Origin of the sequence: Acinetobacter lwoffii (genome assembly GCF_024129115.1) — a bacterium.
Taxonomy (GTDB): Bacteria; Pseudomonadota; Gammaproteobacteria; order Pseudomonadales; family Moraxellaceae; genus Acinetobacter; species Acinetobacter lwoffii_T.
Genome location: NZ_JAMXXO010000001.1, coordinates 21,217 through 37,802, shown reverse-complemented (window position 1 = coordinate 37,802; position 16,586 = coordinate 21,217). Strand labels below are relative to the sequence as shown.

The 16,586-nt window shown below is 43.5% G+C and carries 15 protein-coding genes and 1 other RNA gene; 4 read left to right on the top strand and 12 right to left on the bottom strand.

The genetic code is table 11. From position 1 onward, the window contains the following. Nucleotides 1–165: 165 nt before the first annotated feature. The 7 genes from NI470_RS00185 to NI470_RS00155 form a co-directional block, all read right to left on the bottom strand. Nucleotides 166–1,413 carry an FAD-dependent monooxygenase gene (locus tag NI470_RS00185; RefSeq protein ID WP_253147628.1) on the bottom strand — a complete coding sequence of 416 codons (1,248 nt, stop codon included), beginning with the start codon at nt 1,411–1,413 and terminating at the stop codon, nt 166–168. Further along, on the bottom strand, nt 1,410–2,618 hold the full coding sequence (gene ubiH, locus NI470_RS00180) for a 2-octaprenyl-6-methoxyphenyl hydroxylase (protein ID WP_253147630.1): 1,209 nt from the start codon (nt 2,616–2,618) through the stop codon (nt 1,410–1,412). The genes NI470_RS00185 and ubiH overlap by 4 nt, the downstream gene beginning before the upstream one ends. Nucleotides 2,619–2,842: 224 nt before the next feature. Further along, nucleotides 2,843–3,040, bottom strand: coding sequence for a GNAT family N-acetyltransferase (locus NI470_RS00175; protein ID WP_253147654.1), 198 nt, complete (start codon nt 3,038–3,040; stop codon nt 2,843–2,845). A gap of 57 nt (nt 3,041–3,097) precedes the next feature. Further along, the gene (locus tag NI470_RS00170) at nt 3,098–3,292 is read right to left on the bottom strand and encodes a hypothetical protein (protein ID WP_253147631.1); all 195 of its coding nucleotides are present in this window, start codon (nt 3,290–3,292) and stop codon (nt 3,098–3,100) included. 526 nt (nt 3,293–3,818) lie between these two features. Beyond that, a complete protein-coding gene (locus tag NI470_RS00165) occupies nt 3,819–4,058 on the bottom strand; it encodes a DUF378 domain-containing protein (protein WP_005107468.1) in 240 nt (79 codons plus the stop codon). Between the two features lie 294 nt (nt 4,059–4,352). Beyond that, nucleotides 4,353–5,687: a Xaa-Pro aminopeptidase gene (pepP, locus tag NI470_RS00160; RefSeq protein WP_005267024.1), complete on the bottom strand. Its 1,335-nt coding sequence runs from the start codon at nt 5,685–5,687 to the stop codon at nt 4,353–4,355. Nucleotides 5,688–5,816: 129 nt separating this feature from the next. Then, nucleotides 5,817–6,449: a UPF0149 family protein gene (locus tag NI470_RS00155; protein WP_005267026.1), complete on the bottom strand. Its 633-nt coding sequence runs from the start codon at nt 6,447–6,449 to the stop codon at nt 5,817–5,819. Nucleotides 6,450–6,513: 64 nt separating this feature from the next. Here NI470_RS00155 and NI470_RS00150 point away from each other — a divergent pair, with 64 nt between their 5' ends. The 3 genes from NI470_RS00150 (at nt 6,514) to ssrS (ending at nt 7,636) form a co-directional block, all read left to right on the top strand. Beyond that, on the top strand, nt 6,514–7,071 hold the full coding sequence (locus NI470_RS00150; protein WP_004279506.1) for a hypothetical protein: 558 nt from the start codon (nt 6,514–6,516) through the stop codon (nt 7,069–7,071). Further along, nucleotides 7,068–7,355, top strand: a complete 288-nt coding sequence (locus NI470_RS00145; RefSeq protein WP_004279505.1) for a cell division protein ZapA — start codon at nt 7,068–7,070, stop codon at nt 7,353–7,355. Before NI470_RS00150 ends, NI470_RS00145 begins: the two co-directional genes overlap by 4 nt. Nucleotides 7,356–7,452: 97 nt before the next feature. Beyond that, nucleotides 7,453–7,636: non-coding RNA, 6S RNA (ssrS, locus tag NI470_RS00140), on the top strand. Between the two features lie 209 nt (nt 7,637–7,845). Here ssrS and NI470_RS00135 read toward each other — a convergent pair. From NI470_RS00135 to NI470_RS00115, 5 genes are all read right to left on the bottom strand, one after another. After that, nucleotides 7,846–8,007, bottom strand: a complete 162-nt coding sequence (locus NI470_RS00135; RefSeq protein WP_138742663.1) for a YqaE/Pmp3 family membrane protein — start codon at nt 8,005–8,007, stop codon at nt 7,846–7,848. Nucleotides 8,008–8,313: 306 nt separating this feature from the next. After that, on the bottom strand, nt 8,314–9,600 hold the full coding sequence (locus NI470_RS00130; protein ID WP_253147655.1) for a PQQ-dependent sugar dehydrogenase: 1,287 nt from the start codon (nt 9,598–9,600) through the stop codon (nt 8,314–8,316). 319 nt (nt 9,601–9,919) lie between these two features. Beyond that, nucleotides 9,920–10,627, bottom strand: coding sequence for a GntR family transcriptional regulator (locus NI470_RS00125; protein WP_253147632.1), 708 nt, complete (start codon nt 10,625–10,627; stop codon nt 9,920–9,922). 12 nt (nt 10,628–10,639) lie between these two features. Continuing rightward, nucleotides 10,640–14,239 (bottom strand): urea carboxylase, encoded by a 3,600-nt coding sequence (uca, locus tag NI470_RS00120; protein WP_253147633.1) that lies wholly within the window; start codon nt 14,237–14,239, stop codon nt 10,640–10,642. A gap of 784 nt (nt 14,240–15,023) precedes the next feature. Next, a complete protein-coding gene (locus NI470_RS00115; RefSeq protein WP_253147656.1) occupies nt 15,024–15,506 on the bottom strand; it encodes a VOC family protein in 483 nt (160 codons plus the stop codon). A 431-nt stretch (nt 15,507–15,937) separates the two neighbouring features. Between NI470_RS00115 and NI470_RS00110 the strand changes: the two genes are divergently transcribed. After that, a complete protein-coding gene (locus NI470_RS00110; RefSeq protein ID WP_253147634.1) occupies nt 15,938–16,519 on the top strand; it encodes a 5-formyltetrahydrofolate cyclo-ligase in 582 nt (193 codons plus the stop codon). Nucleotides 16,520–16,586 lie beyond the last annotated feature (67 nt).

Below are 16,586 nucleotides of genomic sequence, written 5' to 3'. Positions count from 1 at the left end.
CCCAAAAATGGCGCTTGCTTGGTATTCCAAGCCAGGTGTCGAATTAAGTGAAATTTAGCAATCTCTTTGGGCTTCGCCTAGTACCAAACATCAAAAAATCGTATCTTTTTTAAACAAAATCGTTACTCTTTATTGGTGTTTGTTTAAAAAATTTACATTTCTGTCCTAAGCTGCGTAGCGTGTGTCTTTAAGTAAACTCAGACCATTGGCCTGCGCCATAAATGCATCTTTCAACATGGGCTGATTTTCTACCTGTTTCAGGCCGAAATTACGTGCCCAAACCATCGGGAAGAATAAAGTGGTTTCCATCCAGCCAATCGCAGACATGCTGTGCATCATGGCATCGTTCTGGCCTTTACGGCGATGCTCATAGCGTTTTAAGGTCTGCTCATGTGCCCATACGCCACGCGCTTGGTCATGTAACAATACATCACAAAGTACCGCAGCATCTAAACAGCCAATATTCACGCCTTGACCTGCCAGCGGATGAATCACATGTGCGGCATCTCCAATCAGGGCTAAACCCTCTTGAACATATTGTTGGGCAGCGCGGGCTTTTAAGGGGAAAGTGGCACGTGCTGTCACCTGCAATACCTCACCCAGCATATGCTGGCTTTCACGGGTCAAGAGTTGAGTAAACTCAGCATCTGACAACGCTGCATATTCTTCAGCATAATCATCCGGCAAGGTCCAGACAATTGATTGCCAGTGTCCCAGCTCTTCCGGATTAAGGCTGGCCATAGGTAAAAAAGCCAATGGACCGGTTTCAAGAAAAATCTGACGTGCCATATGCTGATGAGGCTGTTCAGTTTTAATGGCACAACTGATGCCCGCCTGTTTATAGTTCAGTACATCAATATCGATAAACGCTTGCTCACGGACAAAGGAGTTTGCACCATCTGCGCCAATCACCAGTTTAGTTTGGAGTTGTGTACCATCAGCCAGATGAATGATCCACACACCGACGCCACGTTCGATGCGGCTAACTTTGACCTGTGTTCTATAATCTTGAACATCTTCAAGCATCTTTTGCTGAATAGCTAGATTCAAAATGCTTGGCTCCACCATCGAGCCTAAAGCCTGCTCTACCGATGGTGTTTTTTCTGAAGGCTGGCCAAAATTAATTTCACCATAGCCATTTTTATTCCACACCTGCATACCAGTATAAGGCTGCTGGCGTACTAAATTTTCCCAGACACCCACCGTTTTTAACAGGTGAATGGTTGCCTGACTTAAAGCCAAAACACGCGGATTGGCTACACGCAAAGTTTTATCTGCATCCAGAATTGGCGCTGCATCCAGAACTGTAGGCTGCACACCACCTTGAGCTAACAGAAGCGCTGTAAGTCCACCAACCAACCCACCGCCAATAATGACAACGTCTAATATTTCGTTAGTTTGATTTAAGCTCATGCTTTTAACCCCATGGCATAATTTGCAACGAGTGGCTTGATGCCTGGAATCGTATCAAAAGCGATTAAACCCGTATTACGCATCAGCTTTAAAAATGGATTCTGGTTACTAAAGCCACGCACCACTGAATCACAGAATTTGATCACTCGCTGCTGGTCACTGAGACGGGATTTCTCATAGTCTAGCAATATTGCAGCATCGCCCAAGTCTGCGCCTTGTGCCTGCTGCTCTTTCAGGTAACGCACTAATACATGCGCATCACGCATACACAGGTTAAAACCCTGACCAGCGACCGGATGAATCGTATGCGCAGCATTGCCCATCAACACGACACGGCCAACAGCCTGTTTTTCGGCTAACACTTGAGACAATGGAAAACTGAACCGCTTACCGGTTTTCTGGAACTTTCCGGCACGATCGCCATACGTTTCCTGCAAGGCATCCAGAAAATGCTGGTCATTTTCATCTCCCATCCATTCTCCTTCAGTACCTTTTTTCACAGGCCAGACCACTGAACGGCGATACTCACCCGGTAAGGGCAAAAGTGCCAAAGGTCCTAAATGACTGAAACGCTCAAAACCAACATGACCATGTGGCTTCGACGTTTGCACTGTGGTTACAATCGCAACCTGATCATAATCATGTTCTGACGCACCAATACCCAAAGCCTTACGACAGAAAGAATCGCGTCCATCGGCGGCAATAACCAGTTTTGACTGTAATTTCAGTTCAGATTCGCCACGCTGCGCTTGGATATAAGCAAAGTCTGTATCTTGGGTAAGGGATGTCACCTGCACACCATCAATCAGTTCAATCAATGGCTCTTTTTTGACTTGGGTGAGCAGTACACGACCAAGCCAGGCATTTTCAATGACCTGACCAAAGCTTTCAACTTTTTCCTGCTCGGCTTTCAGTCGGGCCTTACCAAAACTGCCCTGTTCGGTAATATTCACTTCCAGAATTGGGGTAGCATGTTCTTGCAAGGCATTCCAAAGTCCAAGCTCCTGATAGATTTGTACGCTACGACGTGACAAGGCACTGTTACGTGCATCAAAACTGGAATGATATGGCGCAAGATTTTCATCATCATAATTTGGGTATTTAATGGCTTCCAACAGTTTGACTGCAATATTGATTTTCGCCAACATCAATGCGAGGCTTAAGCCGACCATACCACCACCGACAATGATGACTTCTTGTTGCATGCTTACTTCCTTATCTGTTTATTCGCATCTATGGCGAATTACATAAAACGTATACTGGTTTTATCTTACATCAAGGCTTTAAATTTTTATAATGATTCGTTTTATTTAGTTTTCTCCATGATGATCCAGCCTATATTGAAAAACCAAGACATCGCGCTTTTCAGTCCCCAACTTCGGCAATACAGTATAGGCATTGATCCGTTCAACGATTTCAAACCCTGTCTTTAAAAGCACTTGGTGGCCTGTATATGTTCTGCATCACAGAAAGTATCTAGTGATTTAAATGTAAGATATTGTCTAAAATACTGAATCACCGCTTTCATCGCCTCAAGCATATAGCCCTGCCCCTGAAATCGAGGACCAAGTCCGAAATGAATTTCAAGGCTGTTATTTTGCTGTTGAATAATCGTTAGTAACCCGATTGCCAGATGACTTTTTCGCTCAGCAATTACCCACGAAAATCCTTCACTCGGTTGCTGTCAATAGCTTAACGCCCATTTCTGCAACATCTGCTGAGTTTGACCGACTGTTGTATGCACCTGCCGTTGTAAATATTTTGATGCTTCAACGTCGCCACAATACTCTTGGAATAATAAAAATTCATCTCCAACTTTATATGCTCTTAACTCCAACCGAGTTGTCTTTAATTCAGCAACTAAAATATTTATACTCACTTTTATCAACTCAGCATTAAAAAACGGAATGTTATTATTTCATTTGGCACTTATACGATTTGATCGCAAACCCAGTCAAATTGGTATAACTCGATCTACTCGCTTCGCACAATTTTGAATACATACTGATGCTCGTAGATCCTGAATGATAAAATTGTGAATCAAGCCATTTATAAATGAGCTGATATTCACTTTCAGTAGTAGGAGTCCCATTTACAATCACTATTCTTTTCTTATTTTAAGATAATTGTATAAATATAACTCGATCTTTGAGCTAACAGATATTTTAAAAAAATTTATCCAACCATGTACAATCTAATCTTATTTGTATGATAGTGATCATCAATCTTTAGCTAGGCATTGTTGTAGATCTGAGGATGGTTCTATTAATAACGTATAAACACCCAATAAAAAACCCCGGAAATCTACCGAGGTTTCTTCATCTTCCACACTATTTCTATCCTCTCGACAAGCTAATCGAAGACATGAATCCTATCTTGCAAGCAACTCGCCCAGGAGAATTAGCTTAACGCACAATATTGGTATGATGATCTGTGTGGTGTACTGTTTTACCCAACTTTGTTCCTGTATAAATTAAATACAATGCCGACAAACCAACCAATACATAAATAATTCGAGATAAGGCGCTCATATCACCAAAGATCGCAGCGACCAAATTAAAATCGAATGCACCAATTAAGCCCCAATTGATGCCACCAATGATTGTTAAAGCATAAGCAATCCAGTCAATCGTATTTAATCTCATAAGTGTTCTCCTGCTCTTATTTAAGTTTATTTAAGGATCAGAGAAAGTATGAGAATCTCAGCGCATTTAATATGTAGCTTTGATGCTAAAAACGGATTTTCTGTGTTGACTTCCTGTCAATTTTTAAGCTGTAAATTTTACTTAAATTAGTTTTATTTGACTTGTTCGATATAAACGTAAGCTAAATCACTTTTTGATCGATACGATATAGCCAGGAATTCTTGTTTAAAATGGCCTAGAAATGTCATCAAAAAAAGCCGATCTCGCGACCGGCTTTCTGTATTTTTTCTCAAATTAAGCAGCGCGCGCTTTCGCCATCAATGCTTCAATCTCTTCCACCGTTTTGACAACTTTTGCAGTTAAAACCAGCGGACCATTTGCAGTGGCCACCACATCATCTTCAATCCGGATGCCAATTCCACGCCATTTGGCATCCACTGTTTCATCATCAGGCGCGATGTAGAGACCCGGCTCAACGGTCACGACCATGCCCTCTTCATACGAGCGCCATTCACCATCAACCTTATAAGCACCGACATCATGCACATCCATACCGAGCCAATGCCCCGTACCGTGCATGTAGAACTGACGAAAAGCTTCTTTTTCTATAATCTCGTCGATATTACCCTGCATCAAGCCAAGATCGAGCAAACCCTGCACCAAAATAAGCACTGCAACATTGTGAGGTTCTTTATACGAGTTACCAATTTGCACGGCATTGATCGCAGCGATTTGAGCATCCAGTACTACGTTATATAAGGCTTTCTGTTCCGGACTGAATTTACCATTTACCGGAAAGGTACGGGTAATGTCTGAAGCATAGAACTGATATTCAGCTGCAGCATCAATCAGGACTAAATCGCCATCTTTCAGTTCTTTGTCATTTTCTACATAATGCAGGATGCAGGCATTTTCACCACCACCGACAATACTGTTATAAGCCGGAACACCGCCATTTTTGCCAAAGACATAATTCAGCTCGGCTTCCAGCGCATATTCCATCATACCCGGACGTACTGCTAGCATCGCTTGCGTATGTGCATCAGCAGAAATATCGGAAGCAATCTGCATCAGTTCGATTTCATTTGCATCTTTATGCAGACGCATTTCATCAACAATACGATCCAGCTGAATTACTTGCGCTGGCACAGAAGTACCACGACGGCTTTCACCACTTGCAGTTGCAATCCATTTGGCGACACGCGCATCAAACTCTGCATGCTGTCCAATGCGATAAAACAACTGATCTTTATTTTGTAACTTTTCTAAGATTTCTTCATCCAGCAAATCAATCGCATAGGCTTCATCTGCATCATAATCCTGAATAGCCCCATCAATACCCGCGCGGTAGCCATTCCAGATTTCCATTTCACGGTTGCGTTCACGACAGAACAAACTGTAGCTATAGCCTTCTTCTTCAGTGTCAAAGGTTTCAATCACAGCCACAGCTTCAGGTTCCGCGAATCCGGTTAAATAGAAGAAACTACTGTCTGCACGGTATTTATAATCTGCATCACGGTTACGCATGGCTACCGGACTGGTCGCGATAATAACGATACTGCGTAAACCGATTTCCCCTGCGAGGATTGCGCGACGCTCCTCAAAAACTGCCTGTGTCAATTTCTTCATTACACCTTACTTCTTATCGATCAATACTTGTATTTAGAATATAGTCTTGAAATCAGACTATAGATTTCACTGTAAACAGCAAAATATATGCCTGATTTCAAGCAGGTGATGACTCACCTCAGCATTTCATCAGCTTAGACGTTTAGGCGAGAAAATCTCGACTACACTTTGCGCTTCTGTAGTAGCGACTTTAGGCTGATTTTTTTGACTCAATTGCTGTAAGAGTGGCGTTTCTTCAACTTCGACCTTTTTACGCCCTAAAGACAGACTGACAGGAATCAGACGCACAAATTCGTACAATTCCTGATAGCTTTCTTCACCTTCAGCATCATCGTCTGAGTCTTCAAATTCAACTGCGGCTACATCTTGTAAATGTTCAATCAGCTCAACTTCATCCTGACGGATATGTCCTGAAGCCAGTCCGAAACCTAAGACCACGCCTGCACACCAGTCCGCCAGAGCCTGTACGCGTTCTGAAAGCACATGCTCATCATCAGGCAGCAAAGGTAAATAATCCAGCTCATCTTCAGACAATGCATGGAACACATCTTCAGCTTCGCCCGCCAACAACTCTAATGCTTCGGCATCCAGTTCAGGTACATCCAGTGTTTCTAAAATCTGTAACCACTCTTCACTGCTTGGCGCCTGGGTGACACAAACAATGCCAGTCAGCAAACCATGTAGTTCGCTAGGGCTAGAAATTTCCTCAATTGAAGAAAAATTGCGGTGCCATTCGGTCCAACCTGAAATATCGTCTTGCATTCGTTTATCCAATCTTTATACTGCTTATATATTACCTTTGTTTGCAACACTGTGCGACCTCGATATGTTAGAAGAATTACAGCGTCTACAAGTGCAGATCGGCGTGTTAAAAACGCGACTTGCACGGCTTGAAAGTGAAAATTCCAGTTTGCGCGAAGAGCAAGACTCTTCAATGATGCAACATCAACAGCAAATTGAACAAAAAAACAGCGTGATTGCGCAAAAACAACAAGAAAATGAAAATCTGACAGAACAATTGACGGATTCTCGTGCCCAGTTTCAACTGCTCAATAATGATGCAACTGCACTGGCAGACCGTTATGGCCGTCTGGAAAAAAGCTGTACCGACCTGAAAAACCGTTTTCAGGAAATTCTGGCTGAACGAAATGAGCTGCGCGTAGTTAAGGAAAAGATGATCCTTGAACAGCGTCATGCCCAGCAGGAAATTCAGCGTCTGACTCAGGAATCTGAACGTTTAACCCAAAAAAATGAAAATGCCAAAGCCAAGGTTGAAGCGATTATTCAACGTCTAGCGATTCTTGGTACTGCGCAGGATCATCACGCACAGGAAATTCAACAACTGGCCCATCCGACTGAAGCGACTGAGGAAGCCTCATCATGAGTGAACAAATTGCAATTGATCTCAGAGTATTGGGGCATAGTTTCCGTCTGGCTTCTACCCCTGACAAGCAGGAAGAATTAGAGCGCGCGGCACAGTTATTAAATGACAAATATGATGAATTTCGCCGTAAAGCGCCACGTATGGAACCCAGCAAGCTGATTATTATGGTGGCACTTGAGCTGATGCAGGAGGTCTTGAATATGAACAGATCACTGCAACAATATGCGCATTGCGAGCGTTTGTTACAAACTATTTTAGAAGAAGTTGAAGAACTGACTGAATAATCTCGAATTCTGTTTAAACTTCGGACATTCGACCGAACTGTTTACAGTTCATGAACAGCATAGAGTTGCCACACCGGGATTATTGTTTATAATTAACTTAACTCTGAGGTGTTCGCCAGCGGGTCTATTCCCCTGCCGATACTAACACTTATGGGTGTGTTCTGTATATTTAGAGTGTATGCCCATCTCCGTATGGGAAACCCAGCAAGTATACGTCGCATCCTCCTTGAACTCATCGGGTTCAGGGTAACGACACATGCAGCGGCATCTTCGGAGTACTTCAATTTCTTTTTCAAAATATAATTATAATTTTTCCCGAATTTCCTCTTATTTTAATTTTGTAGTATTTCTCTCGAACATTCCTCTAGATTCATATTATCGATGTATTCATCATCTGGAATGCGAAAAAAATCTTTCGCTATAAAAAATATAGAGCTTTAATTACTTCCGTCAAAATCAAACAATCTTTCAGTAACTTATTTTCCTATTTTTAGACAATTTTATCCCGATACAAAGTATGCATCGCCCAGATTGCAGCAGGAATCCAGCCTAAAATCGAAATTTGAAGCATTAAGCACACTGTCGCTTCGGCTGGTCGATGAATGGTCATAAATAATGACCAAGGGAAAATAAATGCAATAATTGATTTCATTCTTAAAATCCTGTTTTTTGCAACGTTCTAACTTTTATATCCAGTTTTTATTGGCACTTAAAACTGGCACTTAGATTTAGATATTTTTAATAGGATCAGCAGAATCTCTGTACATGCTGTAATCCCGCTTAAAAATATCCAGATAGCCTAATTCAGCCAGCTTAAATGAAGCTTAAAAATTATTTTAAATCCGCTAGCCTTTGCATATTTTCAATCAAAATATTGACGTTTGAATGAAACAGTCTTTGGTTCAACTTTGCTCTCCAACAGGTCTGGATCTGAATAAAACCCTGAATCCTTAGACCTTTATTTACTTACTGTAGCTGGTGTACTCAAGGGTGATACTCGCCAAATCACATCACCGACATCATCAGCAACCAAAATGGCTCCAGAGGAATCTACCGCCACACCGACCGGTCGCCCATATGCATCGCCCTGATCGCTTAAAAATCCAGTCAGAACATCTTGAGGCGGGCCCATCGGTTGTCCATTTTGAAAGGGAACAAAAATCACTTTATAGCCAATATGCGGTTTGCGGTTCCATGAACCATGCTGACCAATCAGCGCCCCATCACGATATTGAGGCATCAAATCTGCCCTATAGAAGGCCAAGCCCAATGATGCGGTATGATTACCTAATGCATAATCCGGTGGAATTGCTCGCGCAACTAAGGTAGGGTTTTGCTGTTTGACCCGCGTATCTACATGCTGACCATAATAACTATAAGGCCAGCCATAAAAAGCGCCCTCTTTGACAGAGGTCAAATAATCAGGAACCAGATCATTGCCGAGCTCATCACGTTCATTTACCACCGTCCAGAGTGCGCCGCTCTGGGGTTGCCAGTCCATGCCATTCGGATTACGTAGTCCGGTTGCAAAAGGTCGTGCTTGGGCACGATCCAAATCAAACTCTAGAATGAGTGCCCGGCCCTGCTCCTGCTCTAAGCCATTTTCAGCCACATTGCTGTTGGAACCCACTGTGATATAAAGTTTATTGCCTGCAGGATTGGCAATGACATTTTTGGTCCAGTGATGGTTTAAACGGCCTGCCGGTAAATCCAGTATCTTAGTGCCGGCTGCTATGATTTGAGTCATCCCGTTCTGATAAGGAAAGCGCATCAAGGCATCAGTATTGGCTACATACAATGTATTGCCAATCAGCACCATACCAAATGGAGAATTGAGATTTTGCAAGAATACGGTTTTTTGTTCAGCAACCCCATCTCCGTTACTGTCCCGAAGTAGTGTGATGCGGTTGGCACTAGGATGCGATGAGCCGGCGCGCTGCATCACCCATTTCATAATTTTGCCTTTGATCCCTTTGCTGTCATCGGGCTTGGGCGGTGCATCGGTTTCGGCCACCAGTACATCACCATTCGGCAATACATACAGCCAGCGCGGATGCTGCAACCCTTTGGCAAATGCCTGAACTTTTAAACCTGTCGCAGGTGTCGGCATTTTACCTTCAGGCCAACCTTTAGCAGGCGCAATATTGACCGTAGGCAGCAAGCTTGATTTTGGTTTGGGCAAATGTGGCTGGGAACCATAACTGTCATTGATAGGCGACTTGGAAGGCATGGTACATCCAGTCATGGTTAGGAGAAGTGCACAGCTGGCACCTGTAAGTAAAAGTTGAATAGGCTGATGAAGCATTTTTATCTCTTGTTATTATCATCCTCAACTTACTTTAAAAAACAATTTGAGATGCCACTAGCGGGTTCTTGTTTTTTCTGGTTATGAATTGTTTATCAATTTTGAGTCAGGTCTGATGTTTTTCTTGTTGTAAAAAGCAGTTTATATCTTTAAATGAAATAATGCCAAGCCATTCAGTCTGTGCTTAGCGTAATTTCTAAAGTTAGTTCTATATTTTGATCTAGTCTGTATTTCTTAAAGCTCATGCATCATGACTAACTTACGCAGGACTAGAGGACAACATTTCTAGCGTAATTTTTTTCACCTCATTACGACTGTGCCGGATATGGGCATCTAATATAGAGAGACAGAACGCTGCATCTTGTGCAAGCAGCGCTTTTAAAATCTGTTGATGTTCGGCATAGGTAGCTGTAACCCGATAATCCTTGGAAAAATCCAGACGGCGTATGATGCGAATTTTCTCGCTGATCTCACTGTGAATTTTCGCCATTTCCGCATTGCCGGCTGCAAATACCAAATGACAATGAAATGCTTCATCTTGTGCGGATAACTTTCTGAGATCATAGAGATACTGTTCTGGCTTGATACACCAGGTTTGAATCAAAATTTCCAGAGCGGCTTTCAACTGATCTTCAGGCATCTGACAAAGTTGTTCGACTGCATAACATTCCAGCAAAATTCGCAGATCATATAACTTCTCATAGGCTTTAAAATTCAGTGGCCGAACCTGCCAGCCACTTCTAAACTGCACCTCGACATAGCCTTCCTGCTGCAGACGATATAAGGCTTGCCGAATGGGTGTACGGCTTACGGCATAGCTTTCAGCAATTTCTGATTCGGTAAACCGTTCTCCCGGCATGAGTTTAAAGTCAAAAATGTCATTTTTAATTTTCTGGAAAACCAGCTCAGACAGATTGTCTGAGCTTTTTCCGGTCGCTTTAGTGGCTGGATTAGGGACAAGGGTCATAGGCTCAATCCATTACTCCATATAAACCAGCGGTTCACCGCTATGCACGGTCTGACCTGAACGGCAGATAATCGCTTTAACGATACCATCATCATCAGCATAGACCGGCAGCTCCATTTTCATGGCTTCAATGATGGCCACCGTGTCGCCTTTTTTCACAATCTGCCCGGCTTCTACAAAAATCTTCCAGATATTGCCAGTCATAGAGGCATTGAGAGGGACATACTGGCTGTAATCGGTATCATCCTGCACCACTTCTATTTCCGCCGGTGCATCAAACTCGTCTTTCCAGCGTTCTACTTCGGCGCTAAAAGTAGCGTGCTGCTGTGCTTTAAAAGCAGCAATACTGTCCTGTTCTGCAGCAAGGAAATCCTGATACGCTGCAAAGTCAAACTCGCATTCCTCAATTTTGATTTCTGCCAGACCATGGGCGAAATCAGCACGGAACTGATCCAGTTCGGCCTCAGTGACCTCATAATATTTAATCTGGTCAAAAAAGCGTAAGAACCATTGCTGATCGCCAAACTGCTTGTTCTTTTTAAACTTGTTCCAGATCGGCACGGTACGGCCAATCAACTGATAGCCACCCGGTGAGTCCATGCCATAAATACACATATACATGCCACCAATCCCGACTGTGCCTTCGGCAGTAAAAGTACGGGCCGGATTATATTTAGAACTCAGTAAACGGTGGCGAGGATCAATGGGCACTGCACAAGGTGCAGTCAGATATACATCACCTAGCCCTAAAATCAGATAATTGGCATCATAAATGATGTCCTTGACCTGCTGGCGGTGACTTAAACCATTAATCCGCTGAATAAAATCGACATTATTCGGAAGCCAGGGGGCTGTGGCACAGACGCTTTCCTGATAACGCTCAACAGCACCCAGAGTCGCCGAGTCCTCAAAGGCCATGGGTAAATGGATAATTCTTGAAGGGATTTTAATGTCACGCAAATCGCCCATCTGTTCTTCAAGACCAAGCAGGAAGTGAATCAGTTGCTGTTGACTCAAACGCAGACCATCATATTTAATCTGCAAGGACCGTACACCAGGTGACAATTCCAGGATACCGTCCAGATCAGCTTCACGGATCAGTTGCATCAAACGGTGTACGCGCAGGCGCAGGGCCAAATCCAGTACGTTATCGCCATATTCCAGTAATATATAACTGTCACCTGCCTGACGATATACAGCTTTTGGTGCATCTGGCGTAGCTTCACGCAATGCCAGGATACTTTCTGCCTGAACTGTAACGATTTCAGCCTCGCTGGTTATCTCTGCCTTGGCAAAGTTTTGGAGGGTTTGAATTTGCTGCCGCTCCAGCGCATTGGCCTGCTTTACCGAGATTGGATAGAAGCTAATCGTGTCATCGGCTTTCAGTTGACCAATTTTCCAGAGTTCAGCTTTGGCAATGGTCACCGGACAAACAAAGCCCCCCAGGCTCGGACCATCTTTGGCAAGGATTACGGGGAAATCACCGGTAAAGTTAATCGCACCAATGGCATATTCACAGTCATGTACATTGGATGGATGTAATCCTGCTTCGCCACCATTTTCACGCGCCCAGCTTGGCGTCGGTCCAGTTAAACGGATACCCAACCGGTTCGAGTTAAAATGCACTTTCCAGCTTGATGCAAAAAACTCCTCAATATATTCAGCTTTAAAGAAATCAGGTGCTCCATGCGGACCATAGAGCACACCAATTTTCCATTCCTTGCCATAACTTGGAATCAGAGTTGTTGCTAAAGCTTCAGGTTCTGCAATCGCTAAAGGTAGACCATCGGCCGGCAGCTCAGGATTCACCATCTTAATCATGTCGCCAGCACGTAATACTCGGCCTGCATGTCCACCAAAATCACCTAAAGCAAAGGTAGAACGGCTACCCAGATATTCCGGCACATTCAGACCATTTCGTACAGCCAGATAAGTCCTGCAGCCTGATTCTACCTGTCCAATTTTTAGAGTCTGTCCTGCTTTTACCTGAATAGGCTGCCAGAAATTTACTGCTTCATCATCCAGACTTACCGGACAAGGTGCGCCAGTTAAAGCAATGATATTCTCTGCATGAAACTTGAGGGTTGGACCTTGCAGGGTAAATTCGAACCCGGCGGCTGCCTCGGCATTCCCGACAATTTTATTGGCCAGCCGGAAAGCATAATCATCCATTGGACCTGAAGGCGGTACACCAATATCCCAATACCCGACACGACCCGGATAATCCTGAATCGAACTTTGTGTACCCCGCTGAATCACCTCAATCACATTCGGCACATACTTGAAATCATCCAGCATGCGTGTCCAGATCTGCATCTGTTCAAAACGCGGATCTGAAATGACGGTATGGACATAATCCAGATTGGTACTAATACCATTCAGGCGAGTTTCAGCTAGTGCCGCTTTAAGAGTCGTAATCGCAGTTTCACGATCTTCTGCATGTACGATAATCTTGGCTATCATCGGGTCAAAGTATTGGGAAATTTCAGTTCCGGTACTCACCCAGGTATCAACCCGGACATTTTCCGGAAAAAAGACATCGGTCAAAATCCCTGGACTCGGCTGGAAATTCTTAACTGGATCTTCGGCATAGATGCGTACTTCAATCGCTGCACCCTGAGGCTGAATGCTGCTTAGATGCTTCCAATCCAAAGTATCGCCTGCTGCGATTTTCAACATGCATTCGATCAGGTCTAAACCGGTCACCATTTCAGTGACAGGATGTTCCACCTGCAAACGGGTATTCACTTCAAGGAAATAAAACTCGTCACGTGCTGCATCATAAATAAACTCAACCGTACCGGCACTGCGATATTTCACCGATTTGCCCAGTTCAACTGCCGCCTGATGCAGTTTTTGTCGCGTTGCATCAGGTAAATGAGCCGCTGGTGTTTCTTCCACGACCTTCTGATTACGGCGCTGTAATGAACAATCGCGTTCCCCCAAAGCCACTACCTGTCCCTGTCCATCTCCAAAAATCTGAACTTCGACATGACGGGCTTTATCGATAAAGCGTTCCAGAAACACCCCTGCATCCTTAAAGAACTGCTCGCCCAGACGTTTTACACTTTCATACGCCTCCTGAAGTGCTTCTGCATCATCACAACGGGTCAAGCCAATTCCGCCACCGCCTGCTGTGCTTTTCAGCATAATCGGATAACCAATTTTTTCAGCTTCTGCCAAGGCTTCGTCCAGACTATTTAGCAGACCTGTACCGGGAGTCATCGGTACATTGGCAGCTGCAGCAAGTTCACGGGCACGATGTTTTAAACCAAACTCTAAAATCTGTTCAGCTGTTGGCCCCATAAAGGCAATATTATTTTCTTTGCAGGCACAGGCAAAGTCAGCACTTTCTGACAGAAAACCATAACCCGGGAAAATTGCTTCGGCCCCGGTATTTTTGGCTACAGCAATCAGTTTTTCGATACTTAAATAGGTATCACTCGGTTTGGTCCCTTCTAAGGACACTGCAATATCTGCATCAATCACATGCTGTGCATAACGGTCCGTTTCTGAATAGACGGCTATACTGGTCACGCCCATTTTTTTTAATGTGCGAATGGCGCGAATAGCAATTTCGCCGCGGTTTGCAATCAGTACAGTTTTAAACATGTGAATCCCCTTTTATTCTCTCTATTTTTCGAATCTGCTGAATGGATCTATTTCGTTTTTTTCTGATTCAGCCCATGGACATAGACTCGCTATCGACTATGTTCGCTGCTCTCTGTCGTAGCCTTTGATGCATACCGTCCGCAAATACAGCTTTTTTAAATGCATCGATTTTTGCTTGAAGAGGTGCAGCAATCGCAACTAAAATCCAGACAAGTTCACCCACCTCAACATGGGTAATGCGTTGAGCAAGATGATTCAGTTGAAGCTGTTTTGGCTGATCGGCATCGCGCCATTTTGGCGCCTGTCCAGCCGATCATTTTCTGATGAAGCATTCTCTATCCAATCTTGTATCCAAGTTTGAATACAGTTATGCAGAACTTATGCCAGTTTAATTTTTATTTTATTTTCAATATTTTAATAAAATTTAAGATGTATAAATTGGGAGGAGTTTCATTGGATGGTTGTTTTTGGTTCAGCCTGTTTTCAATTCAGTGCAAAAATTATTCTGGAACTCATATTGCATGAGCTACATCTCTCCAACTTGTACGACACTGATATAAAAGCCTATCTATTAATGAACCTTTAAGGGAACCATTCAGCTTATATCTTGGGCTAGTAATAAAATTGGAGGTACTCCATGCCGGGCTTAAGGGGGTTTTAACCCAAGATGCATATAGGCACACAGGAGATGATCGAAAGGAAATATAAAAGGAGAGGTTTCAAATATTGAAGTAAATAAGGCTACCCAATAATATTCACTGAAATTACGGATAATCTCTGTCACTCAACCACGAAAAGCGGCTTCAATCACGGCAACATCAATTTTCTTCATGCCCATCATGGCCTCAAATGCACGTTTGGCCGCAGCACGGTCAGAACTGTTACAGGCATTGATTAGGACCGCTGGCGTAATCTGCCAGGAAATGCCCCACTTGTCCTTGCACCAGCCACACTCACTTTCCTGACCGCCATTGCCCACAATGGCATTCCAGTAGCGATCTGTTTCCTCTTGGTCTTCAGTCGCCACCTGAAATGAAAATGTTTCATTATGCTGAAAACCAGGACCACCGTTCAACCCGATGCAGGCAACGCCCATTACTGTAAATTCGACCGTAATGACATCACCTTCTTTCCCAGAGGGATAATCTCCAGGGGCAAGGTTGATCGCGCCAACTGAGGAGCCTGGAAAGATTTCTGCATAAAATCGTGCTGCACCTTCGGCATCGTCATCGTACCAAAGGCAGACGGTGTTCTTCGCAATATTCATCATCTTCAATCTCCATTGATTTAGGTCTTACGCGTTCTGCCTAAGTCCAATGTGTCCCATATATCGGTCGAGAATAGTTATATGATCCCTTGTCTATCTTTCACCAAAAACAGAATAAACCTACTTTAGAATTGTATTTTTATTGATCGAAAGCTGTTTCAAAGTGCTTAAACTCATGCATTTCCAGAGTTTGTCACTGAACAATTGATTGCTTGGAAAATCGTGAATCAAAGAAAATAAATTGACCGTTTCAACACATTTTAACAACCAGTGATGCAACTGTTTTTTAACTTTGAAACTGGTGACAAATTAGCTAAATTTAAATCAGCAGATACGGAATAATATAAAATTGCAGCTTACAATTATTTTTTACTTTTCCAGAATTCCCACTTAGACTAGAGCACAATTTTGTTGCATATGCTTTTTGCCCTATGATCATTCAGGAATTAAGAAGATACCTTCGTAAAACGCGTCGTCATCTCTCTAAATTTGAGCAAAGGCAATCCGCACAAAAAGTTCTAAACCGTCTGATCCGCAGTCCAGAATTTATTCATGCCCAACGTATTGGCCTGTATTTGCATGCTTTTGGGGAGATTCAGACCCAGGCGATTATTGAACGCTGCTTTAAACTGGGCAAACAGGTGTATCTACCAGCGATTTGCGACATGAATCAGCAGCTGGTCTGGATCCGGATCAGCCAGCACCAATACCATAACAAGCGCTTTGCCCATCATCGGCTGGGTATGCGAGAGCCCATGAGCACCCGTGGTGTACATGTTTCCAAACTGGATTTATTGCTCATGCCACTATTGGCCTGTGATACTTCGGGCACACGGATTGGTATGGGCGGCGGTTTTTATGATCGTACCTTGGCTTCTGCACCTGGGCGTCCATTCCGTCTGGGGCTGGCGCATGACTTTCAACTGCTGGCACAGCCGTTAAAACGTGAAACATGGGATCAGCCCCTTGATGCTTTAATCACCCCGACAGTTTTTATAAAGTTCAAACGTTAATTTTGCAATTTTACCCTTGCTAACTACTTTAAAATCACATAATTAGTCATTTTTCATACAATTTAAT